20 protein-coding genes are annotated in these 23,651 nt (G+C 70.9%); 13 read left to right on the top strand and 7 right to left on the bottom strand.

Going from position 1 to position 23,651, the window contains the following annotated elements; all coding sequences use genetic code 11:
- Positions 1–4 precede the first annotated feature (4 nt).
- The 11 genes from ACIPTO_RS26625 to metK all read left to right on the top strand — a co-directional run bounded on the left by ACIPTO_RS26625 (position 5) and on the right by metK (position 12,754).
- Positions 5–1,291 carry a dihydroorotase gene (locus tag ACIPTO_RS26625; RefSeq protein ID WP_366323165.1) on the top strand — a complete coding sequence of 429 codons (1,287 nt, stop codon included), beginning with the start codon at positions 5–7 and terminating at the stop codon, positions 1,289–1,291.
- Entirely contained in the window at positions 1,288–1,881 is a 594-nt protein-coding gene (locus ACIPTO_RS26620) for a hypothetical protein (protein WP_366323167.1), read from the top strand. Before ACIPTO_RS26625 ends, ACIPTO_RS26620 begins: the two co-directional genes overlap by 4 nt.
- Entirely contained in the window at positions 1,878–3,035 is a 1,158-nt protein-coding gene (gene carA / locus ACIPTO_RS26615; protein ID WP_401196210.1) for a glutamine-hydrolyzing carbamoyl-phosphate synthase small subunit, read from the top strand. Before ACIPTO_RS26620 ends, carA begins: the two co-directional genes overlap by 4 nt.
- Positions 3,028–6,336, top strand: a complete 3,309-nt coding sequence (carB, locus tag ACIPTO_RS26610; RefSeq protein ID WP_401196208.1) for a carbamoyl-phosphate synthase large subunit — start codon at positions 3,028–3,030, stop codon at positions 6,334–6,336. The genes carA and carB overlap by 8 nt, the downstream gene beginning before the upstream one ends.
- Before the next feature lie 53 nt (positions 6,337–6,389).
- The gene (locus ACIPTO_RS26605) at positions 6,390–7,496 is read left to right on the top strand and encodes a quinone-dependent dihydroorotate dehydrogenase (RefSeq protein ID WP_401196205.1); all 1,107 of its coding nucleotides are present in this window, start codon (positions 6,390–6,392) and stop codon (positions 7,494–7,496) included.
- Complete coding sequence (pyrF, locus tag ACIPTO_RS26600) at positions 7,493–8,338, top strand: orotidine-5'-phosphate decarboxylase (protein ID WP_366323174.1); 846 nt, start codon at positions 7,493–7,495, stop codon at positions 8,336–8,338. Before ACIPTO_RS26605 ends, pyrF begins: the two co-directional genes overlap by 4 nt.
- Positions 8,339–8,627: 289 nt before the next feature.
- Positions 8,628–8,951 (top strand): integration host factor, encoded by a 324-nt coding sequence (locus tag ACIPTO_RS26595; RefSeq protein WP_019059734.1) that lies wholly within the window; start codon positions 8,628–8,630, stop codon positions 8,949–8,951.
- A gap of 59 nt (positions 8,952–9,010) precedes the next feature.
- Positions 9,011–9,604, top strand: a complete 594-nt coding sequence (gene gmk / locus ACIPTO_RS26590; protein WP_366323176.1) for a guanylate kinase — start codon at positions 9,011–9,013, stop codon at positions 9,602–9,604.
- A gap of 40 nt (positions 9,605–9,644) precedes the next feature.
- A complete protein-coding gene (rpoZ, locus tag ACIPTO_RS26585; RefSeq protein ID WP_019059732.1) occupies positions 9,645–9,917 on the top strand; it encodes a DNA-directed RNA polymerase subunit omega in 273 nt (90 codons plus the stop codon).
- Positions 9,918–10,077: 160 nt separating this feature from the next.
- Positions 10,078–11,295 (top strand): bifunctional phosphopantothenoylcysteine decarboxylase/phosphopantothenate--cysteine ligase CoaBC, encoded by a 1,218-nt coding sequence (gene coaBC / locus ACIPTO_RS26580; protein ID WP_401196200.1) that lies wholly within the window; start codon positions 10,078–10,080, stop codon positions 11,293–11,295.
- Between the two features lie 250 nt (positions 11,296–11,545).
- Complete coding sequence (gene metK, locus ACIPTO_RS26575; protein ID WP_401196198.1) at positions 11,546–12,754, top strand: methionine adenosyltransferase; 1,209 nt, start codon at positions 11,546–11,548, stop codon at positions 12,752–12,754.
- A gap of 81 nt (positions 12,755–12,835) precedes the next feature.
- Here metK and ACIPTO_RS26570 read toward each other — a convergent pair whose 3' ends face one another.
- The 6 genes from ACIPTO_RS26570 to ACIPTO_RS26545 all read right to left on the bottom strand — a co-directional run bounded on the left by ACIPTO_RS26570 (position 12,836) and on the right by ACIPTO_RS26545 (position 19,829).
- Positions 12,836–13,978, bottom strand: a complete 1,143-nt coding sequence (locus ACIPTO_RS26570) for a hypothetical protein (protein ID WP_401196196.1) — start codon at positions 13,976–13,978, stop codon at positions 12,836–12,838.
- Between the two features lie 26 nt (positions 13,979–14,004).
- The gene (locus ACIPTO_RS26565; RefSeq protein ID WP_401196194.1) at positions 14,005–15,945 is read right to left on the bottom strand and encodes an ABC transporter substrate-binding protein; all 1,941 of its coding nucleotides are present in this window, start codon (positions 15,943–15,945) and stop codon (positions 14,005–14,007) included.
- Complete coding sequence (locus ACIPTO_RS26560) at positions 15,942–16,694, bottom strand: TIR domain-containing protein (protein WP_401196191.1); 753 nt, start codon at positions 16,692–16,694, stop codon at positions 15,942–15,944. Before ACIPTO_RS26560 ends, ACIPTO_RS26565 begins: the two co-directional genes overlap by 4 nt.
- 13 nt (positions 16,695–16,707) lie before the next feature.
- Positions 16,708–17,997 carry a helix-turn-helix domain-containing protein gene (locus ACIPTO_RS26555; protein WP_401196189.1) on the bottom strand — a complete coding sequence of 430 codons (1,290 nt, stop codon included), beginning with the start codon at positions 17,995–17,997 and terminating at the stop codon, positions 16,708–16,710.
- Between the two features lie 184 nt (positions 17,998–18,181).
- Positions 18,182–18,943, bottom strand: coding sequence for an ABC transporter permease (locus tag ACIPTO_RS26550; RefSeq protein ID WP_401196187.1), 762 nt, complete (start codon positions 18,941–18,943; stop codon positions 18,182–18,184).
- On the bottom strand, positions 18,933–19,829 hold the full coding sequence (locus ACIPTO_RS26545; protein WP_401196185.1) for an ABC transporter ATP-binding protein: 897 nt from the start codon (positions 19,827–19,829) through the stop codon (positions 18,933–18,935). Before ACIPTO_RS26545 ends, ACIPTO_RS26550 begins: the two co-directional genes overlap by 11 nt.
- 98 nt (positions 19,830–19,927) lie before the next feature.
- Here ACIPTO_RS26545 and ACIPTO_RS26540 point away from each other — a divergent pair, with 98 nt between their 5' ends.
- Both ACIPTO_RS26540 and ACIPTO_RS26535 read left to right on the top strand, forming a co-directional pair.
- Entirely contained in the window at positions 19,928–20,428 is a 501-nt protein-coding gene (locus tag ACIPTO_RS26540; protein WP_366323186.1) for a TetR/AcrR family transcriptional regulator, read from the top strand.
- Positions 20,429–20,489: 61 nt separating this feature from the next.
- Positions 20,490–22,634 (top strand): primosomal protein N', encoded by a 2,145-nt coding sequence (locus ACIPTO_RS26535; RefSeq protein WP_401196182.1) that lies wholly within the window; start codon positions 20,490–20,492, stop codon positions 22,632–22,634.
- Positions 22,635–22,871: 237 nt separating this feature from the next.
- On the opposite strand, the gene ACIPTO_RS26530 is transcribed toward ACIPTO_RS26535, so the two are convergent.
- Complete coding sequence (locus tag ACIPTO_RS26530) at positions 22,872–23,441, bottom strand: hypothetical protein (RefSeq protein WP_366323190.1); 570 nt, start codon at positions 23,439–23,441, stop codon at positions 22,872–22,874.
- Positions 23,442–23,651 lie beyond the last annotated feature (210 nt).

Here is a 23,651-nt window from a genome sequence, read left to right as displayed (position 1 = left end):
TCACATGAGCAAGATCCTGATCCGTGGTGCGAAGATCCTCGGCGGCGAGCCGCAGGACGTGCTGATCGACGGGGACACCATCGCCGAGGTGGGGGCCGGGCTGAGCGCCGAGGGCGCCGACGTCGTCGAGGCGGAGGGCAAGGTCCTCCTCCCCGGTCTCGTCGACCTCCACACCCACCTCCGCGAGCCCGGCCGCGAGGACTCCGAGACCGTCCTGACCGGCACCCGCGCGGCCGCCAGCGGCGGTTACACGGCCGTGTTCGCCATGGCCAACACCTTCCCCGTCGCCGACACCGCCGGCGTCGTCGAGCAGGTCTACCGGCTCGGCCGGGAGCACGGCTACTGCGACGTGCAGCCCATCGGAGCCGTCACCGTCGGCCTGGAGGGCAAGAAGCTCGCCGAACTGGGCGCCATGCACGAGTCGGCCGCCGGAGTCACCGTCTTCTCCGACGACGGCAAGTGCGTCGACGACGCGGTGATCATGCGCCGAGCCCTGGAGTACGTGAAGGCCTTCGGCGGAGTCGTCGCCCAGCACGCGCAGGAGCCGCGGCTGACCGAGGGCGCCCAGATGAACGAGGGCGTCGTCTCCGCCGAACTCGGACTCGGGGGCTGGCCCGCGGTGGCCGAGGAGTCGATCATCGCCCGGGACGTCCTGCTCGCCGAGCACGTCGGCTCCCGCGTCCACATCTGCCACCTGTCGACCGCCGGGTCCGTCGAGATCGTCCGCTGGGCCAAGTCCCGGGGCATCGACGTGACCGCCGAGGTCACCCCGCACCACCTCCTCCTCACGGATGAGCTGGTGCGCTCCTACAACCCCGTCTTCAAGGTCAACCCGCCGCTGCGCACCGAGCGGGACGTCCTGGCCCTGCGCGAAGCGCTCGCCGACGGCACGATCGACATCGTCGCCACCGACCACGCCCCGCACCCGCACGAGGACAAGGACTGCGAGTGGGCCGCCGCCGCCATGGGGATGGTCGGCCTGGAGACCGCGTTGTCAGTGGTGCAGGAGACCATGGTGGACACCGGACTCCTCACCTGGGCCGGGGTCGCCGAGCGCATGTCCGCCAAGCCCGCGGAGATCGGGCAGGCACACGGGCACGGCCGTCCCGTCTCGGCTGGTGAGCCCGCCAACCTCACGCTCGTCGACACGGAATACCGTGGGGCGGTGGACCCCGCGGGCTTCGCCTCGCGCAGCCGCAACACCCCGTACGAGGGGCGTGAGCTGCCGGGCCGTGTGACGCACACCTGGCTCCGGGGCAAGGCCACGCTCGTCGACGGGAAGCTCACGTGACACCTCTGCATCTGACGTACCTCGCCGCCGGGGAGAAGTCCGCCCCGGTGACCGACTGGGCCGCCCGCATCGGCTGGCTCGTCGGCCTCGCCCTGTTCATCGCGCTCGTCTACTGGCTGATGCGTGAGGGCTGGAAGTGGCGCGGCACGCTCCAGGGAGACCTGCCCGAGCTGCCCACCTCGCCGGAAGAGCCCGGCGAGGAGAGACTGACCGTGTTGTCGATGAGTGGCCGCTACCACGGCTCCACCACCGCCGGGCAGTGGCTCGACCGCATCGTGGCGCACGGCCTGGGCACCCGCAGCCGGGTCGAGCTGACCCTGACGGAGGCCGGCCTGGATGTCGTACGCCCCGGAGCCACCGACTTCTTCATCCCGGCCGGCGCGCTGCGCGAGGCCCTGCTCGGCAAGGGCATCGCCGGGAAGGTCCTCAGCGAGGGCGGTCTCCTGGTCGTGACGTGGGCGCACGGCGACCGGCTGATCGACTCCGGGTTCCGGTCCGACCACGCGGCCGAGCACGCGGAGTGGGTCGACACCCTGAACAGCATGATCAACAAGAATCTCGAAACGACCGACACGGAAGGCGCACGATGACCACCTCCACCAGGGGAGCCGACAAGGTTCCCGCCGTACTCGTCCTGGAGGACGGCCGGATCTTCCGCGGCCGTGCCTACGGGTCCGTGGGGGTGACCTTCGGCGAGGCCGTGTTCTCCACCGGCATGACCGGCTACCAGGAGACCCTGACCGACCCGTCGTACCACCGCCAGGTCGTCGTGATGACCGCCCCGCACGTCGGGAACACCGGGGTGAACGACGAGGACCCCGAGTCGCGGCGCATCTGGGTCGCCGGGTACGTGGTGCGCGACCCCGCGCGCATGCCGTCCAACTGGCGCTCCCGCCGCTCCCTCGACGAGGAACTGCGCGACCAGGGCGTCGTCGGGATCTCCGGCATCGACACGCGCGCGTTGACCCGCCATCTGCGCGAGCGCGGCGCGATGCGCGTCGGCATCTTCTCCGGCACCACGCTGCCCGACGACGACACCCTGCTCGCCGAGGTGCGCGAGGCCCCCGAGATGACGGGCGCGGACCTCTCCGCCGAGGTCGCCACCAAGGAGGCCTACGTCGTCCCCGCGATCGGCGAGAAGAAGTACACCGTCGCCGCCGTCGACCTCGGCATCAAGGGCATGACCCCGCACCGCATGGCCGAGCGCGGCATCGAGGTGCACGTCCTCCCGGCCACCGCGACCGCCGAGGACGTGTACGCCGTACAGCCCGACGGGGTGTTCTTCTCGAACGGCCCCGGCGACCCCGCCACCGCCGACCACCCGGTCGCCGTCATGCGGGCCGTCCTGGAGCGCGGCACCCCGCTCTTCGGCATCTGCTTCGGCAACCAGATCCTGGGCCGCGCGCTCGGCTTCGGCACGTACAAGCTGAAGTACGGCCACCGGGGCATCAACCAGCCCGTCCAGGACCGGACGACGGGCAAGGTCGAGGTCACCGCGCACAACCACGGCTTCGCCGTCGACGCGCCCCTCGACCAGGTCTCCGAGACCCCCTACGGCCGCGCCGAGGTCTCGCACGTCTGCCTGAACGACCAGGTCGTCGAAGGGCTGCGGCTGCTGGACCGGCCGGCGTTCAGCGTCCAGTACCACCCCGAAGCGGCCGCCGGCCCGCACGACGCCGCCTACCTGTTCGACCGCTTCACGTCTTTGATGGACACAGCTCTGATGGAGGGCCAGCGTGCCTAAGCGCTCCGATATCCAGTCCGTCCTGGTCATCGGCTCGGGTCCGATCGTCATCGGCCAGGCCGCCGAGTTCGACTACTCCGGCACCCAGGCCTGCCGCATCCTGCGCGCCGAGGGCATCCGCGTCATCCTGGTCAACTCCAACCCGGCGACGATCATGACCGACCCGGAGATCGCCGACGCCACCTACGTCGAGCCGATCACCCCGGACTTCGTCGAGAAGATCATCGCCAAGGAGCGGCCGGACGCCCTGCTGCCCACCCTGGGCGGTCAGACGGCCCTCAACACGGCCATCTCGCTGCACGAGGCCGGGACCCTCGACAAGTACGGCGTCGAGCTGATCGGCGCCAACGTGGAGGCCATCAACAAGGGCGAGGACCGCGACCTCTTCAAGGGCGTCGTCGAGGCCGTCCGCCGGAAGATCGGCCACGGCGAGTCCGCCCGCTCGGTCATCTGCCACTCCATGGACGACGTCATCGCGGGCGTCGAGACCCTCGGCGGCTACCCCGTCGTCGTCCGCCCGTCCTTCACCATGGGCGGCGCCGGCTCCGGCTTCGCGCACGACGAGGAGGAGCTGCGCCGCATCGCGGGCCAGGGCCTGACCCTCTCGCCGACCACCGAGGTCCTCCTGGAGGAGTCCATCCTCGGCTGGAAGGAGTACGAGCTGGAGCTGATGCGCGACAAGAACGACAACGTCGTGGTCGTCTGCTCCATCGAGAACTTCGACCCCATGGGCGTGCACACCGGCGACTCGATCACCGTCGCCCCGGCGATGACGCTGACCGACCGCGAGTACCAGACCCTGCGGGACATCGGCATCGCGATCATCCGCGAGGTCGGCGTCGACACCGGCGGCTGCAACATCCAGTTCGCGATCGACCCGGTCGACGGCCGCGTCATCGTCATCGAGATGAACCCGCGCGTGTCGCGGTCCTCGGCGCTCGCCTCCAAGGCGACCGGCTTCCCGATCGCCAAGATCGCCGCCAAGCTGGCCGTCGGCTACACGCTCGACGAGATCCCGAACGACATCACGCGCGAGACCCCGGCCTCCTTCGAGCCGACCCTCGACTACGTGGTCGTGAAGGCCCCGCGTTTCGCCTTCGAGAAGTTCCCGAGCGCCGACTCCACCCTCACCACCACCATGAAGTCGGTCGGCGAGGCCATGGCCATCGGCCGCAACTTCACCGAGGCCTTCCAGAAGGCGCTGCGCTCCCTGGAGAAGAAGGGCAGCCAGTTCACCTTCGTCGGCGAGCCCGGCGACAAGACGCAGCTCCTCGAAGAGGCGGTACGGCCCACCGACGGGCGGATCAACACCGTCATGCAGGCCATCCGCGCGGGCGCCACCCAGGAGGAGGTCTTCGCGTACACGAAGATCGACCCCTGGTTCGTCGACCAGCTCTTCCTCATCAAGGAGATCGCCGACGAGCTGTCCGCCGCCGACAAGCTGGAGCCGGAGCTGCTCGCCGACGCCAAGCGGCACGGCTTCTCCGACCAGCAGATCGGTGAGATCCGGGGCCTGCGCGAGGACGTCGTCCGCGAGGTCCGGCACGCGCTCGGCATCCGCCCGGTCTACAAGACGGTCGACACCTGCGCCGCCGAGTTCGCCGCGAAGACGCCGTACTTCTACTCGTCCTACGACGAGGAGAGCGAGGTCGCCCCGCGCGAGAAGCCCGCGGTCATCATCCTGGGGTCGGGCCCCAACCGCATCGGCCAGGGCATCGAGTTCGACTACTCCTGCGTCCACGCCTCCTTCGCGCTCAGCGACGCGGGCTACGAGACCGTGATGGTCAACTGCAACCCGGAGACCGTCTCCACGGACTACGACACCTCCGACCGCCTGTACTTCGAGCCGCTCACGCTCGAGGACGTCCTGGAGATCGTCCACGCCGAGCAGCAGGCGGGCCCGGTCGCGGGCGTCGTCGTCCAGCTCGGCGGCCAGACCCCGCTGGGCCTGGCCCAGGCCCTCAAGGACAACGGCGTCCCCGTCGTCGGCACGTCCCCGGAGGCGATCCACGCCGCCGAGGACCGCGGCGCCTTCGGCCAGGTCCTCGCCGAGGCGGGCCTCCCGGCCCCCAAGCACGGCACCGCCACCACCTTCGTCGGCGCCAAGGCCATCGCCGACGAGATCGGCTACCCGGTCCTCGTCCGCCCGTCCTACGTCCTCGGCGGACGCGGCATGGAGATCGTCTACGACGAGACCCGCCTGGAGTCGTACATCGCCGAGTCCACCGAGATCAGCCCCTCGCGGCCGGTCCTGGTCGACCGCTTCCTGGACGACGCCATCGAGATCGACGTCGACGCGCTCTACGACGGCCACGAGCTGTACCTCGGCGGCGTCATGGAGCACATCGAGGAAGCCGGCATCCACTCCGGCGACTCGGCGTGCGCCCTGCCCCCGATCACCCTGGGCGGCTTCGACATCAAGCGCCTGCGCACCTCGACGGAGGCCATCGCCAAGGGCGTCGGCGTCCGCGGCCTGATCAACATCCAGTTCGCGATGGCGGGCGACATCCTCTACGTCCTGGAGGCCAACCCGCGCGCGTCCCGTACGGTCCCCTTCACCTCCAAGGCGACCGCCGTGCCGCTCGCGAAGGCCGCCGCCCGGATCTCGCTGGGCGCGACCGTCGCCGAACTGCGCGCCGAGGGGCTGCTCCCGGCCCACGGCGACGGCGGCGAACTCCCGCTGGACGCGCCGATCTCCGTCAAGGAGGCCGTCATGCCGTGGTCGCGCTTCCGCGACATCCGCGGGCGTGGCGTCGACACGGTGCTCGGCCCGGAGATGCGTTCCACGGGTGAGGTCATGGGCATCGACTCCGTGTTCGGCACGGCGTACGCCAAGTCCCAGGCCGGCGCCTACGGCCCGCTGCCCACCAAGGGCCGCGCGTTCATCTCCGTCGCCAACCGCGACAAGCGCTCGATGATCTTCCCGGCGCGCGAACTGGTCGCCCACGGCTTCGAGCTGCTCGCCACCTCCGGCACCGCCGAGGTCCTCAGGCGCAACGGCCTGAACGCGACGGTCGTCCGCAAGCAGTCCGAGGGCGTCGGCCCGAACGGCGAGAAGACCATCGTCCAGCTCATCCACGACGGCGAGGTCGACCTCATCGTCAACACGCCCTACGGCACCGGCGGCCGCCTCGACGGCTACGAGATCCGCACGGCGGCCGTGGCGCGGTCCGTGCCGTGCCTGACGACGGTCCAGGCGCTCGCCGCCGCCGTCCAGGGCATCGACGCCCTCAACCACGGTGACGTGGGCGTGCGTTCACTCCAGGAACACGCCGAACACCTGACCGCGGCCCGCGACTAGCAGCCGGAGAGGGGGACACCGGAAACGGTGTCCCCCTCCTCCATGAGGACACCATGTACAAGATCTTCTTCAACCTCGTCTTCCGGCGGATGGACCCCGAGCAGGCCCATCACCTCGCCTTCCGCTGGATCCGCCTCGCGGCCCGCGTCCCCGTGCTGCGGACGTTCGTCGCCGCCGCCCTCGCGCCCCGGTACGAGGAGCTGCGCACGGAGGCGTTCGGGCTGCGCATGCACGGCCCCTTCGGCCTCGCGGCGGGCTTCGACAAGAACGCGGTCGCGATCGACGGCATGTCGATGCTCGGCTTCGACCACGTCGAGATCGGCACGGTCACGGGGGAGCCGCAGCCCGGCAACCCCAAGAAGCGGCTGTTCCGCCTCGTGCCGGACCGCGCGCTGATCAACCGCATGGGCTTCAACAACGAGGGCTCCGCGGCCGTGGCGGCCCGCCTGGAGGCCCGTGAGGCGGTCTTCAGGACCGTCGTCGGCGTCAACATCGGCAAGACCAAGGTCGTCCCCGAGGAGGAGGCCGTCGGCGACTACGTGAAGTCGACCGAGCGGCTCGCCCGGCACGCCGACTACCTCGTCGTCAACGTGTCGTCGCCCAACACGCCCGGACTGCGCAACCTCCAGGCGACCGAGGCCCTGCGCCCGCTGCTCACCGCCGTCCGCGAGGCCGCCGACCGCGCGGTCACCGACCGCCGCGTGCCCCTCCTGGTGAAGATCGCCCCCGACCTCGCCGACGAGGACGTGGACGCGGTCGCCGACCTCGCCGTCGAACTCGGCCTGGACGGCATCATCGCCACGAACACGACCATCGCGCGCGAGGGCCTGGGCCTGACCGCCGAACCCTCCCTCGTGAAGGAGACCGGCGGACTCTCCGGGGCACCCCTCAAGGCTCGCTCCCTGGAAGTACTGCGCCGCCTCTACGCGCGCGTGGGCGACCGCATCACCCTGGTGGGCGTCGGCGGCATCGAGAACGCCGAGGACGTCTGGCAGCGCGTCCTCGCCGGCGCCACCCTGGTGCAGGGCTACAGCGCCTTCGTCTACGAGGGCCCCTTCTGGGGCCGCGCCATCCACAAGGGCCTCGCCGCCCGCCTGCGCACGAGCCCGTACGCCACCCTCGCCGACGCGGTCGGCGCCGACGTGAGGAAGCCGGTATGAGCCCCCTGGAACCCTTCGGCGCACGCCTCCGCCGTGCCATGGACGAGCGCGGCCCGCTCTGCGTCGGCATCGACCCGCACGCCTCGCTGCTCGCCGAGTGGGGCCTGAACGACGACGTGGCAGGCCTGGAGCGGTTCAGCCGCACGGTCGTCGAGGCCCTCGCCGACCGGGTCGCCGTCCTCAAGCCGCAGAGCGCCTTCTTCGAGCGCTTCGGCTCGCGCGGGGTCGCCGTCCTGGAGAAGTCCGTCGAGGAGGCGCGGGCGGCGGGCGCGCTGATCGTCATGGACGCCAAGCGCGGCGACATCGGCTCCACCATGGCCGCCTACGCCGAGTCCTTCCTCCGCAAGGACGCCCCGCTCTTCTCCGACGCCCTGACCGTCTCCCCGTACCTCGGCTACGGCTCGCTCGCCCCGGCGGTCGACCTGGCGCGGGAGAGCGGCGCCGGCCTCTTCGTGCTCGCGCTGACCTCCAACCCGGAGGGCGGCGAGGTGCAGCACGCGGTCCGCGCCGACGGCCGGAACATCGGAGCGACCATGCTGGCCCACCTGGCCGCCGAGAACGCGGGGGAGACCCCGCTGGGGTCCTTCGGGGCCGTCGTCGGCGCGACCCTGGGCGACCTGTCGTCGTACGACCTCGCCGTCAACGGTCCGATCCTCGCGCCCGGCATCGGGGCGCAGGGGGCCACGCCGGCCGATCTTCCCGGGGTCTTCGGGCCGGTGCTGCGCAATGTCGTCCCGAACGTGAGCCGGGGTGTTCTACGTCACGGTCCCGATGCCGGAGCGCTCCAGGAGGCCTCGGACCGCTTCGCGGAGGAGATCCGCGTCGCCTTTGCGACCGTCTGAGGTGTTCGAACGGGTCGATCGAGTCCTCCGATGAGTGGCCCGAGGAGCGGCTCCCGGGCGACTTGAGTCTGAATACATCCTCAAATCGAGGGCGTTATGTCGCAAATGTCCGGCCTGGCGCAGGCTGACCAGGACTTTTCCTCTGTTCTCGCTGACTCCGGCGTCCCTGGCCGCTAGTCTCCGAGCAGAGTTCGCGGGCAAGCGTGTTGCTCGTAGCTCCCCAGGTGTGGGGCGACTAGGTTCCTCACCGGTCCGTATCCGACAGTTCGACATCCGAGGTGACGTAGGCGTGGCTCTTCCGCCCCTTACCCCTGAACAGCGCGCAGCCGCGCTCGAAAAGGCCGCCGCGGCTCGCCGGGAGCGGGCCGAGGTCAAGAATCGACTCAAGCACTCCGGCGCCTCCCTGCATGACGTCATCAAGCAGGGCCAGGAGAACGACGTCATCGGCAAGATGAAGGTCTCCGCCCTGCTTGAGTCCCTGCCCGGCGTGGGCAAGGTCCGCGCCAAGCAGATCATGGAGCGTCTCGGTATCTCCGAGAGCCGCCGTGTCCGTGGCCTTGGTTCCAACCAGATCGCCTCCCTGGAGCGTGAGTTCGGCAGCACTGGTTCCTGAGTCCGGGCACTCCGGACCGGGAGTCCCGGGCACACCGGGATTGCTGGAATAATCGCTGCATGGCTGCAACATTCCGGGGGACGACCCCCGAGCCCCCGGACGTACGTCCGCGGCTGACCGTGCTCTCCGGCCCCTCCGGGGTCGGCAAGAGCACGGTCGTCGCCCATATGCGCAAGGAACACCCCGAGGTGTGGCTCTCGGTGTCGGCGACGACCCGTAAGCCACGCCCCGGTGAGAAGCACGGCGTCCACTACTTCTTCGTCTCCGACGAGGAGATGGACAAGCTGATCGCCAACGGCGAGCTGCTCGAGTGGGCCGAGTTCGCCGGCAACCGCTACGGCACACCGCGCACGGCCGTGCTCGAACATCTGGAGTCCGGCGTACCGGTCCTCCTGGAGATCGACCTCCAGGGCGCCCGGCAGGTCCGCGACTCCATGGCCGAGGCGCACTCCGTGTTCCTGGCCCCTCCCTCCTGGGAGGAGCTGGTGCGCAGGCTCACCGGACGGGGCACCGAGCCGCCCGAGGTGATCGAGCGCCGCCTGGACGCGGCGAAGATCGAGCTGGCGGCGGAGCCCGAGTTCGACGCGACTCTGGTCAACACCTCCGTCGAGGACGTAGCGCGCGAGCTGCTAGCCTTGATGGAAGTTGTGTGATCGTTTTTCCGATCTCATCCCATCTTTCGGAAGGCAGAGCGTGTCCTCTTCCATCACCGCTCCCGAGGGCATCATCAACCCTCCGATCGACGAGCTCCTCGAGGCCACCGACTCGAAGTACAGCCTCGTGATCTACGCCGCCAAGCGTGCCCGTCAGATCAACGCGTACTACTCCCAGCTCGGTGAGGGCCTCCTCGAGTACGTCGGTCCGCTCGTCGACACGCACGTCCACGAGAAGCCGCTCTCCATCGCCCTGCGCGAGATCAACGCGGGTCTGCTGACCTCCGAGGCCGTCGAGGGCCCCGCGACCTGATACACGCGCGGAGTCGCCCGGAGTCCGTGGATAGTCATATCTGCAGACCGCGACCGCTTTATCCACAGGCCCGGCAGCGCGACTGCCGGGCCTGTGGTGTGTCATGGAGTCGTACGGATCGCACGAGTCGCACGCACGTTTCCGAACTCGGGGAGAGACGGTGGACAAGCCCAAGGTCGTTCTGGGGGTCAGCGGTGGCATCGCCGCGTACAAGGCCTGTGAGCTGCTGCGCAGACTGACGGAGTCGGGCCACGACGTCCGCGTCGTCCCCACCGCGTCCGCCCTGCACTTCGTCGGCGCGGCCACCTGGTCCGCGCTCTCCGGGCACCCCGTGTCGACGGAGGTGTGGAACGACGTCCACGAGGTCCCGCACGTGCGCATCGGCCAGAGCGCCGACCTGGTGGTCGTGGCCCCGGCCACGGCGGACATGCTCGCCAAGGCGGCCCACGGCCTCGCCGACGACCTCCTCACCAACACCCTCCTCACCGCCCGCTGTCCGGTCGTCTTCGCGCCCGCCATGCACACGGAGATGTGGGAACACCCGGCCACCCAGGAGAACGTGGCGACGCTGCGCCGCCGCGGCGCCGTCGTGATCGAGCCCGCCGTCGGCCGGCTGACCGGTGTCGACACCGGCAAGGGCCGACTGCCCGACCCCACCGAGATCTTCGAGGTCTGCCGCCACGTTCTGAGCAGGCACAGCCTTGCCCGGAGCGTCACCGGGCCCGACCTCAAGGGCCGGCACGTCGTCGTCAGCGCGGGCGGCACCCGCGAGCCCCTCGACCCGGTCCGCTTCCTCGGCAACCGCTCCTCCGGCAAGCAGGGCTACGCCCTCGCGCGCACCGCCGCCGCCCGGGGCGCCCGGGTCACCCTGATCGCGGCGAACACGGGACTGACGGACCCGGCGGGCGTCGACGTCGTCCCGGTCGGGACCGCCGTACAGCTGCGGGAGGCGGTGCTGAAGGCCGCCGCGGACGCGGACGCGGTCGTCATGGCGGCGGCGGTCGCGGACTTCCGCCCGGCGGAGTACGCGACGGGGAAGATCAAGAAGAAGGACGGCAAGGAACCCGACCCCATCGTCCTGGTGCGGAATCCGGACATCCTCGCGGAGATCTCCACCGACCGCGCCCGCGCCGGACAGATCGTCGTCGGATTCGCCGCCGAGACGGACGACGTCCTCGCCAACGGCCGTACCAAACTGACACGGAAGGGGTGCGATCTCCTCGTGGTGAACGAGGTGGGCGAGCGCAAGACGTTCGGTTCCGAGGAGAACGAGGCGGTGGTGCTCGGTGCCGACGGCAGTGAGACCGCCGTCCCCCACGGTCCGAAGGAAGCCCTGGCCGACACGGTGTGGGACCTGGTGGCACAGCGGCTCACCTGATGTGTGGCCGGTGTGTTTCAGCCGTCTGTCGATTCGCCGAAACCTGACATTCGTGCGTGGCGGCTCTGGCCAACGGCACACGCCATTCGGCAAAATGCGCGTGCCGCAGGTCACAGCGTTTCCCGAGAGGCGAGACAGGGGGACCGTCTGTCGACCACGACCGATAAACTGTTCTCGGACGACGTCGGGCGCAGCTCCCGGCCCGTCCGCCAATGATCAGCCAGCAGCCGCTGCAACCTCAGGGAGCGTTGTGTCCCGTCGCCTGTTCACCTCGGAGTCCGTGACCGAAGGTCACCCCGACAAGATCGCTGACCAGATCAGTGACACCATTCTCGACGCGCTTCTGCGGGAGGACCCGGGTTCCCGGGTCGCCGTCGAGACGCTGATCACCACCGGCCAGGTGCACGTGGCCGGCGAGGTCACCACCAAGACCTACGCGCCCATCGCGCAGCTCGTCCGCGACAAGATCCTGGAGATCGGCTACGACTCCTCGAAGAAGGGCTTCGACGGCGCCTCCTGTGGCGTCTCGGTGTCGATCGGCGCGCAGTCCCCGGACATCGCGCAGGGTGTCGACACGGCGTACGAGAAGCGTGTCGAAGGCGATGAGGACGAGCTCGACAAGCAGGGTGCGGGCGACCAGGGCCTGATGTTCGGCTACGCGACCGACGAGACGCCCACCCTGATGCCGCTGCCGATCTTCCTGGCGCACCGTCTGTCGAAGCGCCTGTCCGAGGTCCGCAAGAACGGGACCATCCCCTACCTGCGTCCCGACGGCAAGACCCAGGTGACCATCGAGTACGACGGCGACAAGGCCGTCCGTCTCGACACGGTCGTGGTGTCCTCGCAGCACGCGTCCGACATCGACCTGGAGTCGCTGCTGGCCCCGGACATCCGGGAGTTCGTGGTGGAGGCCGAGCTGAAGGCGCTGGTGGAGGAGGGCATCAAGCTCGACACCGACGGCTACCGGCTGCTGGTGAACCCGACCGGGCGGTTCGAGATCGGCGGGCCGATGGGTGATGCGGGCCTGACCGGCCGGAAGATCATCATCGACACGTACGGCGGGATGGCCCGCCACGGCGGCGGCGCCTTCTCGGGCAAGGACCCCTCGAAGGTGGACCGTTCGGCGGCGTACGCGATGCGCTGGGTCGCCAAGAACGTCGTCGCCGCAGGTCTCGCCTCGCGCTGCGAGGTGCAGGTCGCGTACGCGATCGGCAAGGCCGAGCCGGTGGGCCTGTTCGTCGAGACGTTCGGCACGGCGAAGGTCGACACGGACCGGATTGAGAAGGCGATCGACGAGGTCTTCGACCTCCGCCCGGCCGCCATCATCCGCGACCTGGACCTGCTGCGGCCGATCTACGCGCAGACCGCGGCCTACGGTCACTTCGGCCGTGAGATCCCCGACTTCACGTGGGAGCGCACCGACCGCGTGGACGCCCTGCGGACGGCTGCGGGCCTGTAGTTCCGAGCCGCACCCAGGCTTTACGAGGCCCGGTTTCCCTTCGGGGGAGCCGGGCCTCGGTGTTCTCCGCCCCACAAGGGGTCAGGGTGTGAGGTCGTCGTCCGGGGGTGGAGCCGAGCCCTCCGGGGGTGGAGTCGAGTCGCCCGGTGCGCCGGCATCCGCCTGTTCCGGTGGGTCGGGTTCGAAGTGGCGCCTGATCTCGTCGACGGCCTCTGTTTTGCCGTGTGCCGAGGCGATGGTGATCAGACGTTCGGCGAACAGGTTCACGTCCGCGTCGGCGGCGGAGAAACCGAACCACTCCAGCAACGAGTCGACGGAGAGAACCTCCCCGGAGCCGTTGTCGGAGACCGTCGCTTCTCCCACGTCGTACGGCTGCTGCCGGCCGGTCGACGGCCCGTCGTCCGGGGTGTCGTCGGTGAGAACCTCCCTCGGTTGCGGCACCAAGTGCTCGAAGGGTGGCGCGACCGTCTCGTTCTTGGCCGCGGCGGAGAGCCGGGCCAGCAGACCGATGCGGTCGACCGCGCCTTCCACCTCCTTCTCGTTCCGGGAGAGCCACCACACCACGGCGCTGCCCGTGTCCTTGAGGACGTCCTCGCCGAGATAGGCGCGCTTGCTGCGCTCGTAGTTCCGCTCGTGCTCCCAGACGTCCTCGTCCTTGCGTACATCGGAGAGCTTGGCGAGTCGCTCGCGGTCGTGTTCCGGGAGGCTCAGCGAGACGTCCAGCGCCATGGACATGACTCGGCCGGTGGCGTCGACGCGCATGGTGGCCAGGGCCCCGTCGAGCTGATGCTGCACGAACGCGCTGCGGTGGGGCGGCTGTTGGGCCGTCACGCCGCGGGCGCGCTGGAGGATCGCGTCGATCGCCAGGCCCGCAGGATTGATGTACGGCGCGTCCGAGGGTGCGTCCAGCACCAGCCAGCGCACCGTCGCGGAGAAGGAGAAGTCGTAGTCCGCAACCGAACTGGGCAGTGCCACATGGGTCACACGCTGGTCCTGCCGCGCGGGATCCGGCAGCGGGAGATCCGGTTCCGGCAGCAGGTCGCGGGGGAACGGCTCGCGCTTCGGGGTGAGGACTCTGTTCGTCACCACCCCGATCACCGCCAGCAGCGCTGCGGACGCGGCCCATGCCCAGCGTGGCCAGTCGGCACACAGATTGAGGATGACGAGGAGCAGGCCGAGGATGACGGTGACGAACAGCGTCATCGCCCTGTGTCCAGAACTCATGGAAGGCCCCCGATGGGTGCTCGCGATCAGACGGCGAGTGGGTAGGACTCGATGCCCTGCGCGGTGTTGATCCTCCGCAGCAGGGCGGAGACGGTCTCGGCACGGGACGCGCCAGGGCCGGCGTACTGCCAGCGCAGGGCGGCGCTGTAGAGACGCCCGGAGACCTGGACGTCCGCGTCGCAGGCGGCGGTGAGCACTCTGAGCACCAGGGCGCGGTGACGAAGGTCCTCGGCGGCGGAGAGCCAGCCTGCCAGGGGCGCCGCCCAGGACTCGACGGGCGCACGCAGTACGCCGTACCAGCAGCTGGTCAGTGACTCGCGGATGCTTCGGTACCCCATGAGGCGTACGGGGTCGGCGAGTTCGAGGAAGAGCGTGCGGTCCTCGGCCCACTGGCCCTGGGCGATGCCGGCACCGAGCCGGTCCAGCAGCCGCCGGTACAGACGGTTGTCCGACCGCGCCAGGTCCAGCAGTGCCTGGCGGGCTCGCGCGCCCACGGCACCGGTCGAGCGCCGCGCCAGATGGTGCAGCCGGACGAGCGCCTGATCCGGATGCGAGCGGGCCATCGTCCGGGAGCACACCAGAACGAGCACTCGCCGCAGCCCGGCGCCTGTCTCCGTCGACGTGCTCCAGTCGTAGATCTGCTGCCGGAAGTGGCGGCCGTGCTGCTCGTCGTCCAGGCCGAGGGCCAGCAACTGGGCGGCGTCCGGGACGAGATGGGCCGGTGCCCTGTCCGACGTCCACCGGTGTGCCAGCCAGGACAGATCCTCGGGGCGTGCGGTGCGCAGGCTCTGGGCGGCGAACCTGGCGACGGCCTCCTTGCGGTCGGACTGCGCGAGCGAGGGATCGACCAGACACGTGTCGAACCAGTCGCGCAACTGCCTGCGGATGTCGGGGAGGAACGTCCAGAAGTGGTCCCTCACCCCGCGGTCGTATCCCACGATGCGGAACCGCACCCGACCGTCGGGCCGCACCTCGGCGCCGATGTCGGAGAGCTCGGTGTAGAGGTCCGCCCGGTCGAGGCGCGGGGTGGGGTCCGGTGGATGGCTGAGGACACCCAGCAGGGTATTCGCGGCCCGCAGCACCGTTCCCGGAGTGGTTTCGTGGAACAGGGCGACGGACAACAGCAGCGCTCTGCGCCTGCCGTCCCGCTGGGACGCGAGATCCGCCGCCACCCGGGCGGTCTGGTCGTGCTGGTCGGCCAGCGACTCGGCCAGCCAGTCGGAGAAACCACGGTCGGCCGGCGAGGCGTCCCGGCAGCGCCGGATCCGGTGGGCGAGTCCCGCGATGTCGCGCATCGGGACCTGTGGCGGATACGACGTGAGACCGCTGACGTCCAGTTCCGACCGGGGTGGCTCGATGCCTTCGTGCCGGAGATGGGTGATCAGCACGCGCTGCGCCGAGGGGCGGCCGATCTCCGCCGTCAGATGTTTCAGTTCCCCCCGGAGCAGATAGCCGAGGCGGTGCGGGAGCACCACGGCGAGGTGGGCGCCGTGGCGGACAAGGCTGTCGCGGAAGTCGGAGAGCGCCGTCTGGACCGCGATGTAGCGGGATTCGTCCACCTCGGAGAGGTCCAGCAGCAGCCGGTCGCCGTCGCTGATGTCGCCCGCGTCGAGAGCCATGGTGGCTGTGTCGTCGGAGGTGTCCGGCAGCTCGTGCAGACTGCCCTTGGCGTCGGACAGCTCGTGCAGCAGCATGAGCGCGGCGGTGCGCCGGCCGCTGCCCGGCAGTCCGTCGATCAGTACCGTGTTCGTCTCGTCCAGCCGGTTGCGCGCGTGCTGCATGCCGCGCGGCGGTACGAAACGCGCGGCGAGATGCTCACGATCCTCCTTCGCTATCGCCCGTGGACGCCTGCTCACCTGTTCCAGCAGCCGGGCCTCGGCCGCGTAGTAGATGTTGAACTGGGGTCCGTCGCCGCTGTTGACGGCCCCATGGGCCTCACGGATGTACGAACCGAGCGTCTCGGTCACCGGTCCTCGCCTCCGCGCGGAGTCCGGGTGCCGAAGCCCTGACGTATTCCGCCGTGGTTGTCGCCGGAGACGAAGTTCGTGCCGTCCCCGTTGACCTGGGGTCCGTTGAACTGGCCGCCGCTGCCGGTGTGCAACGGACCTCGGGCGTCGTGCACATATGTTCCTACGGTCCCGCTGACCTGCCCTATCCCGCCGCTCTGGTGGTCGTTGCGGACGCTCACGTCGGGCTCGGCGGGTGCGGGTTCATCGGTCGGGACGGCCCCGTGGTCCAGTGCGGCAAGGGCCGGTACCCGCCGTACGAGACGGTCGGCGAGCCGGGTGAGATCGGCGTCCAGCGTGTGCAGTTCGACCCGCGTGTACTGGTACTCGGCCAGCCCGGAGATCGAGCGGGGCAGCCGTCGGGGGTCGAGCTGCTCCACCCTGCGGCCGATGAACAGCGGGACGATCAGCACCCCGGAGTCCAGGGCCTCCTCGATCTCGCGCCGGACCCAGTCACGGGGATTGTCGAGGGCCCGCGTGTTCGGCCTGTTCCGGTCGGGTGCGTCGATCCACTGGTCGTCGATGAGAGCCAGCAGCACATGGCTCCGCCGGGCCGCCCCGACGATCACGTCGCCGTAGTGACCGGCCTCGATCGACTTCCGGGCGAGGAAGACGCTGTCGTCGCCGAACCTGGCCGACAGTACGCGGTCGCACGAGTGGGCGACCTCCTTGCCGCCCCTGGTGCGGTAGTTGACGAAGATCTCGTGCATGGTCGTAGCCCTTCTAGAAGGTGCCGGCGTGGGTGAGCGCGCTGGACAGATCCGGGATCAGCTCCCGTACGGAGGCGTTGCGGGAGTGCCGGCCGAGGGTGTGGCCGAGGCGGCGGAGGTCGGCGGAGACCGTCGCGGAGTGGGTGAGCCGTACGGACGGCAGGACGTCGGCGGTGATCCGGCAGGCGTGGTCGATCTCGCCCGCCGCCGCGTGGGCCAGGGCGCGTCGGACGCCGTACCGGGCCCGGGTGCGGAAGGCGTGCTCCGGGATACGGGCGGTCTCCTGGTCCAGCAGGGTGGCGGCCTGTTTCGGACGGCCCAGGTCGTACAGGCACCAGCCGGTGAACATCGAGACGACGTCGGGTACGTGCGAGGCGCCGAGGACCGGTTCGGCGGGGTCGGCGGCGTCCTGTTCGAGGAGACGGCGTGCCTGGTCGAGGCTGGTCATGCAGGTGTCGTGGTCGCCGTCGACTGCGGCGCCCTGCGCCAGATGCTGGGCGGCCAGGCCTCGGATGCGGACGGGTGCGTCGCTCCCCAGGGCGTGGGAGGCCAGTTCCACGGCTTCGGCGATGTCGCCGCGGTACAGGCTGATCAGTGAGCGCCTGACCTGTGCGTAGGTGGCCAGCCCGGGGTCCGCACCCGCTGCCGCCAGGTGCACGGCGCGGTCCGTCCACCAGATCGCGGCTGTGTCGTCGCCGCACTCCTGGGCCATCCAGCCCGCGTACTCGGCGTAGCGGGAGGCGAGGAGCAGCAGGGTGCGCCGTCCGCGCGGTCCGCTGCGCGCGGCGAGCTGTTCCAGGCTGTGGGTCTGCGCGATGAGCGGCGGCAGCACACTCGCGGGTCCCGAGGTCTGACCGAGCCGCCGGAACTGGTCGAACAGCATCCGTGAGGCGTCGACGAAGGTCTCGGCGCCCTCGACGGAGAGCGAGCACTGATCGACCGTGTTCAGGGTCAGCACCGAGGCGGCACCGGCGGTGATCAGCCCACGGCGGGTCACGGGTTGGAAGGAACTCGAACCGTCCTTGCGCAGTTGCATCAGCCACACCTCGTCGTCGCTACCGGGGGAGTGCAGAGGCGGTTCGGAGGGTCGGACGGGCACGAGCCGGCTCAGCTCGCCCCCGGCACGCAGCTCGGTGTCGCACAGGCGTGCCAGCTCGGGCGTCGGGCGCTTGATTCCCCGTTCCACCTTGCTCAGTTGGCTCTTGCTGTAGTGCACGCGCTGTCCCAGTTGGTGCAGGGAGAGCCGGGCGGCCAGCCGCCTCTTGCGCAGTTCCGGCCCGAATTCGCGTGACTGATCCAGCACTTCGACCTCCGTCGTTCCTCGGCCGGCAGCCGAGGAGCGCCGTGATTCAGCGTGGGGCAGCCGACTGGGCCGAACAAGGCTGAACGGGCGTTTCCCGTTTCCTCATGGGGAGCGAAGCCGACGTGAACTGCCCTGTCGAGTAAGCGGTTTCGGCCACGGGCGAGTCCAAACGGGGGCCGACGGTTCAGCGGCGGATGGGGCGGGCCGATGCGAGGAGGGCTGTTGTGGTGAGGGTCGCTATGACGGTCGTCGCGTGGGTGTAGGCGGTGGTGTTGTTGGTGATCGCTGCCCGGAAGCCGTGGAGGGCCCAGTAGCCCGGGGTCGCGGGGGCCACTGTGGAGACCCAGTGGGGGAGGACGGTGAGGGGGACCAGGCAGCCGCTGAGGCAGGTGATGGTGAGGGCGCCGATGTCGGAGGCGGCGGCCAACTGGCCCTGGCTGCGGGCGTGGACGCCGAGGGCCAGGCCGCAGGCGGTGACGCAGGTCGCCCAGAGCAGGGCCATCAGCGGGAGGCGCCAGGTGCCGGCGGTGAGGGGGAAGCCGAAGGCCGCGGTCGCGAAGAGGAAGAGGACCGCCTGCTGGGTCAGGAACAGCGCGACCAGGGGGAGGGCCTTGCCGGCCAGGATGGTCGAGGGGTGCGCCGGGCCGGAGCGCAGGCGGTCCCAGGTGTGCCAGGTGCGTTCGGAGAGCAGGAGTTGGCCGGCCACGTCCAGGGCCAGCAGGGTGAACATCACCGCGATGCCCGGAGCTGCCTGTGTGATGCCCGGTGTGCCGGGGGTCGCCAGGCGGTCGTAGACCGGGTGGAGGACGCTCAGCAGGACCAGGGACATGACGGTGTACGCGAGGGGGGTTCCCGGGTCGCGGAGGAGCAGGACGAGGGTGTGGCGGGTGATCACCCAGGTGTGACGGGCCGGGGTGGCGCCGGCCGGTGCCGGTTCAGGCCGCATCGTGGGTCTCCGCGAGGCTGCGGTAGAGGTCGTCGAGGGACGGTTCGCGGATCGCGGCCGTGCGGACCCTGGCCGTGTCGGGGCCGAGATCACGGAGGAGCCGGGCGAGTGCCTGTGCCGGGTCGGCCGCGCTGAAACGCAGTTCGCCGGCGGGAGCCGAGGCGTCTGCCAGGTGGTCGGGCACGGCGCCGGTGAACGTCACGGTGACCTCGCCGGGGAGGCCGTCCAGGAGGTCGCCGCGGTGGCCGCGGGCGATCACCCGGCCGGCCGCGGCGACCGCGAGCGTGGCGTCCAGCTGCTCCAGCTCCGGCAGGTAGTGCGTGGTGTAGCAGATCGCGGCGCCTTCGTCGGCGCGGGTCCTGACGAGTCGTAGGAGTGCTTCGCGGGTCGTGGGGTCGGCGCCGACGGTGGGTTCGTCGAGGAGCAGGACGCGGGGGCGGGGCAGGAGGACCGTGGCCGCCTGGGCGCGGCGCTGCTGGCCGCCGGAGAGGGCCGCGATCGGGCGGTCGAGTACGTCGGTGAGGGCCAACGCCTCGGCTACGGCGGCCAGTTCGGCGCGGAGTCCGGTGCGGCGCAGGTCGGCGAGGCCGCCGTAGAGGCGGAGGTTCTCGCGGAGGGTGGCGGTCGGGTAGAGGGCCGTCTCCTGGGGGGCCAGGCCGATCAGGCAGCGGGCGGAGCGTGGGGCGGTGGTGAGGTTCGTCCCGGCGGCCACGACCGTGCCCGCGTCCGGGCGTTCCAGGCCGGCGACCGTGCGGGCGAAGGTGGTCTTGCCCGCGCCGTTGTGGCCGATCAGGCCGCAGATCTCGCCGGGCTCGATCCGCAGGTCGAAGCCGTCGAGAGCCTGGACGGGACCCCATCGTTTGCGCAGGCCGGTGACGGTCAGCATGGCTGCTCCCTCGATATATACAACGTATACGTATACTCTGTATACGTAGCTGCGAGGAAGGATGTCAAGTGACGCCACGACGGATCAGTCGTGATCAAGTGCTCGACGTGACATGGGAGTTGGCGACCCGGAAGGGGCTGTCGGCCGTCACGATGCGGGCCGTCGCGCAGGAACTCGACGTGAACCCGATGACGCTCTACCGGCACGTCGGCGACAAACAGGGACTCCTCGACGGCCTCGTGGAACGACTGCTGCTGGAGATCGAGGTGCCGGGCCCCGACGTCGGCTGGCGCGAGCAACTGCGCCTGCTCGCCCACAGCATGCGGGCCACGGCCCGCCGCCACCCCGACCTGTTCCTGCTGCTCTTCCAGCGCCCCGCGGTCACCCCCGAGGCCGTCGGGCCTCGCAACGCGGTCTACGGAGCCCTGCGCGCCGCCGGTCTCCAGGAGGAGCGGATCCCGCGGGCCGAGCGGCTGCTGTCCACGTTCATGCTCGGGTTCGCCGCCTCGGAGGCCGGGGGGCGGTTCCGGGACGGCGACCCGGACGAGGACATGGCCTGCGCGGAGGACCTCATCGTCCAGGTCCTCGCCGGGGCCTAGAAGATCATGTGCGGGTGGCGGGCTTCCGGCGTTGTCAGTCGGGTTTGGTAAGAATGCAAGGGTGAGCAGCGCTGATGGGGAACGGGACGGCGGGGCGGAGGGTGCGCCGCCCGAGCAGCTTGCGCTGATCCGGGAGAGTGTGCGGCAGGCGAAGCGGCCCAAGGCGAAGCCGCGGACATGGCGCGGGGCCGTGCTGGCCGGGGAGCTGCCGGTGGCGCGGGTGCTCGTCGACAAAGGAGTGCTGCATCTCGACCGGTACTTCGACTACGCGGTGCCCGAGGAACTGGACGCCGACGCGCAGCCCGGGGTGCGGGTGCGGGTCAGATTCGGGGCCGGGCGGCATCGGGTGCGGGACGGGCGCCGTGAGGGCGGAGGGCTGATCGACGGGTTCCTCGTCGAGCGGCTGGCCGAGTCCGACTACTCCGGGCCGCTGGCCGCGCTGGCTCAGGTGGTGTCGCCCGAGCCCGTGCTGAGTGCCGAGTTGCTGGGGCTGGCGCGGGCCGTCGCGGATCGGTACGCCGGAAGCCTCGCCGATGTGCTGCAGCTGGCCGTGCCGCCGCGCAGCGCGCGGGCCGAACAGAAGCCGTCGCCCGCGCCGTTGCCGCCGCCCGAGGTGCCCGAGGCCGGGTCCTGGGCGCGGTACGAGCGGGGGACCGGGTTCCTGGAGGCGCTGGCTTCGGGAGGCGCGCCGCGAGCTGTGTGGAACGCGTTGCCGGGGCCCGAGTGGAGCGAGGAGATCGCGCGCGCCGTCGCCGCGACGCTCGCCTCCGGGCGGGGGGCACTGGTCGTCGTACCGGACGGGCGGGCCGTCGGGCGGGTCGATGCCGCGCTGACCGCTGTGCTGGGGGAGGGGCGGCACGCGGTGCTCACCGCCGATGCCGGGCCCGAGAAGCGGTATCGGCAGTGGCTGGCCGTGCGGCGGGGATCCGTGCGGGCGGTCGTCGGGACCCGGGCCGCGATGTTCGCGCCGGTCCAGGACCTGGGACTCGTCGTGATCTGGGACGACGGGGACGGCAGCCACAGTGAGCCGCACGCGCCGCAGCCGCATGCCCGGGAGGTGCTGTTGCTGCGGGCCGCTCAGGACAAGTGCGGTTTCCTGCTGGGGAGTTGGAGTTGCACCGTCGAGGCCGCGCAACTGGTCGAGAGCGGGTGGGCCCGGCCGTTGGTCGCCTCGCGGGACCAGGTGCGGTCGGCCGCTCCGCTCGTACGGACCGTGGGGGACGGTGACCTGGCGCGGGACGAGGCCGCTCGGGCCGCGCGGCTGCCCACGCTGGCGTGGCAGGCGGTGCGGGAGGGACTGAAGCACGGGCCCGTGCTGGTGCAGGTGCCCCGGCGGGGATATGTGCCGCGGATGGCGTGCGCCCAGTGCCGGGCCGCCGCGCGGTGCCGGCACTGCGCGGGGCCGCTGGAGGGGCAGGACGCGGGTGTGCTGCGCTGCGGGTGGTGCGGGATCGAGGAGAACTCCTGGCACTGTCCCGAGTGCGGGGGGTTCCGGCTGCGGGCGCAGATCGTGGGCGCGCGGCGGACGGCGGAGGAGTTGGGGCGGGCGTTTCCCGCGGTTCCGGTGCGGACGTCCGGGCGGGAGCAGGTGCTCGACACCGTGCCGGGGACGCCCGCGCTGGTGGTGAGCACGCCCGGGGCCGAGCCGGTGGCCGACGGGGGGTATGCGGCGGCGTTGCTGCTCGACGGGTGGGCGATGCTCGGGCGGCCCGATCTGCGGGCCGGGGAGGACGCGTTGCGGCGGTGGATCGCGGCGGGGGCGCTGGTGCGGGCGCAGGGGGTCGGGGGGACCGTGGTCGTGGTGGCGGAACCCACGCTGCGGCCGGTGCAGGCGTTGGTGCGGTGGGATCCCGTGGGGCATGCGGTGCGGGAGCTCGCGGAGCGGGGGGAGCTGGGGTTTCCGCCGGTGTCCCGGATGGCTGCGGTGGCGGGGGGTGCGGAGGCTGTGGCGGAGTTTCTCGCCGCTGTGGAACTGCCTGCCGATGCCGAGGTGTTGGGGCCTGTTCCGGTGCCGGTCGCGGTGGGTGGGGCTCGGCGGGTCGGGGGGCCGCCGGTGGGGGAGCGGTGGGAGCGGGCGTTGATTCGGGTGCGGCCTGGGAGCGGGGGCGCGTTGGCCGCGGCGTTGAAGGCTGCGCAGGCGGCTCGGATGGCTCGGGGTGGGGGGGATGTGGTGCGGGTGCGGGTCGATCCGCCGGACATCGGGTGAGGTTCTCCCTCGGCCTTCGGCCTTGGGGTGTTCTCCCACCCGCGCATCGCCCGTTCACCGTCTGCCGACAGGTGAACGTGTGCCGTCGGGGTTCTCGTCGTCGGCGGCCAGCCGTTCGTCGTCCGCTCAGGACACATGCGGCTGGAGGCCCGCCGTTCGCCGTTCGTGGGGGCGCACACGGCGCTGCCTCCCGGATTGTGGCCGGGAGGCAGGTGGTGGTGGGCGGGTGAGGGTGGGTCAGCCGTTTCGGGGGCCCGGGAAGGCTGTCGGCCTGGCCTCGTCGCGGAGGGTGGGGCTGCCCGCCGTGGGCTGGGTCGGCATGGAGCGGGCGGCGGGGACCGTGGGGAGGGTCGGCATGGTCGGCAGCGCGGGCATGGTGGGGAGGCCCGTGTTGACGGCCACCGGGCGGGTCGTCGCCGCCTCCGTCGTGCGCTCGGCGTCGGCCGCGGCCTGGGTCGCTGCGCGGCGGGCGCCGTAGCGGCGGTGTACGGCCTGCTTGGTGACCCCGAGGGCGGAGCCCACCGCGTCCCACGAGAAGCCGAGTGAGCGGTCGAAGTCCACGGCGGCCGTGACCAGGGTCTCGACACTGTCCCGCAGCTCCTGCGCGAGACGGACCGTCGGAGCGGGAGCGCGTCCGTAGACGACGAAGCCCGTGGAGGGTCCCGAGCGGCGCGGGCGGTAGACGTTGCCCAGCTGGGCGGTGAGTGTGCGCAGTGCGTCCACCTGCCGGCGGACCCGCTCGATGTCCCGCACCAGCAAGTGCAGGCTGGCCCGAGCCTGGGCGTCGTGGGTTGCGTGGTCGGCCATGAACAAGCCTCTCGAACCGGCGTTGAAAAGGATCGGGCCACGCGAATGCGGCCCAATAGAGGTCAACTCTTTCTTGACCAACGTCTGTACGCTCCGCTGGTCACGCACCGGGGGCGTAGGGGCATATGCGTACGCCCCCCCCGCCGGACCGGTGCGCGCCGCGGGTGCCGGCGGGTTGACGGATATGAGCCGCCGGGCGCCGGTGCCGGG

Source organism: Streptomyces sp. NPDC090083 (genome assembly GCF_044747445.1).
In the GTDB taxonomy this organism is placed as follows: Bacteria; Actinomycetota; Actinomycetes; order Streptomycetales; family Streptomycetaceae; genus Streptomyces.
Note: the sequence above shows the minus strand (reverse complement) of the source record. Positions and strands in the feature narration are given on the sequence as shown.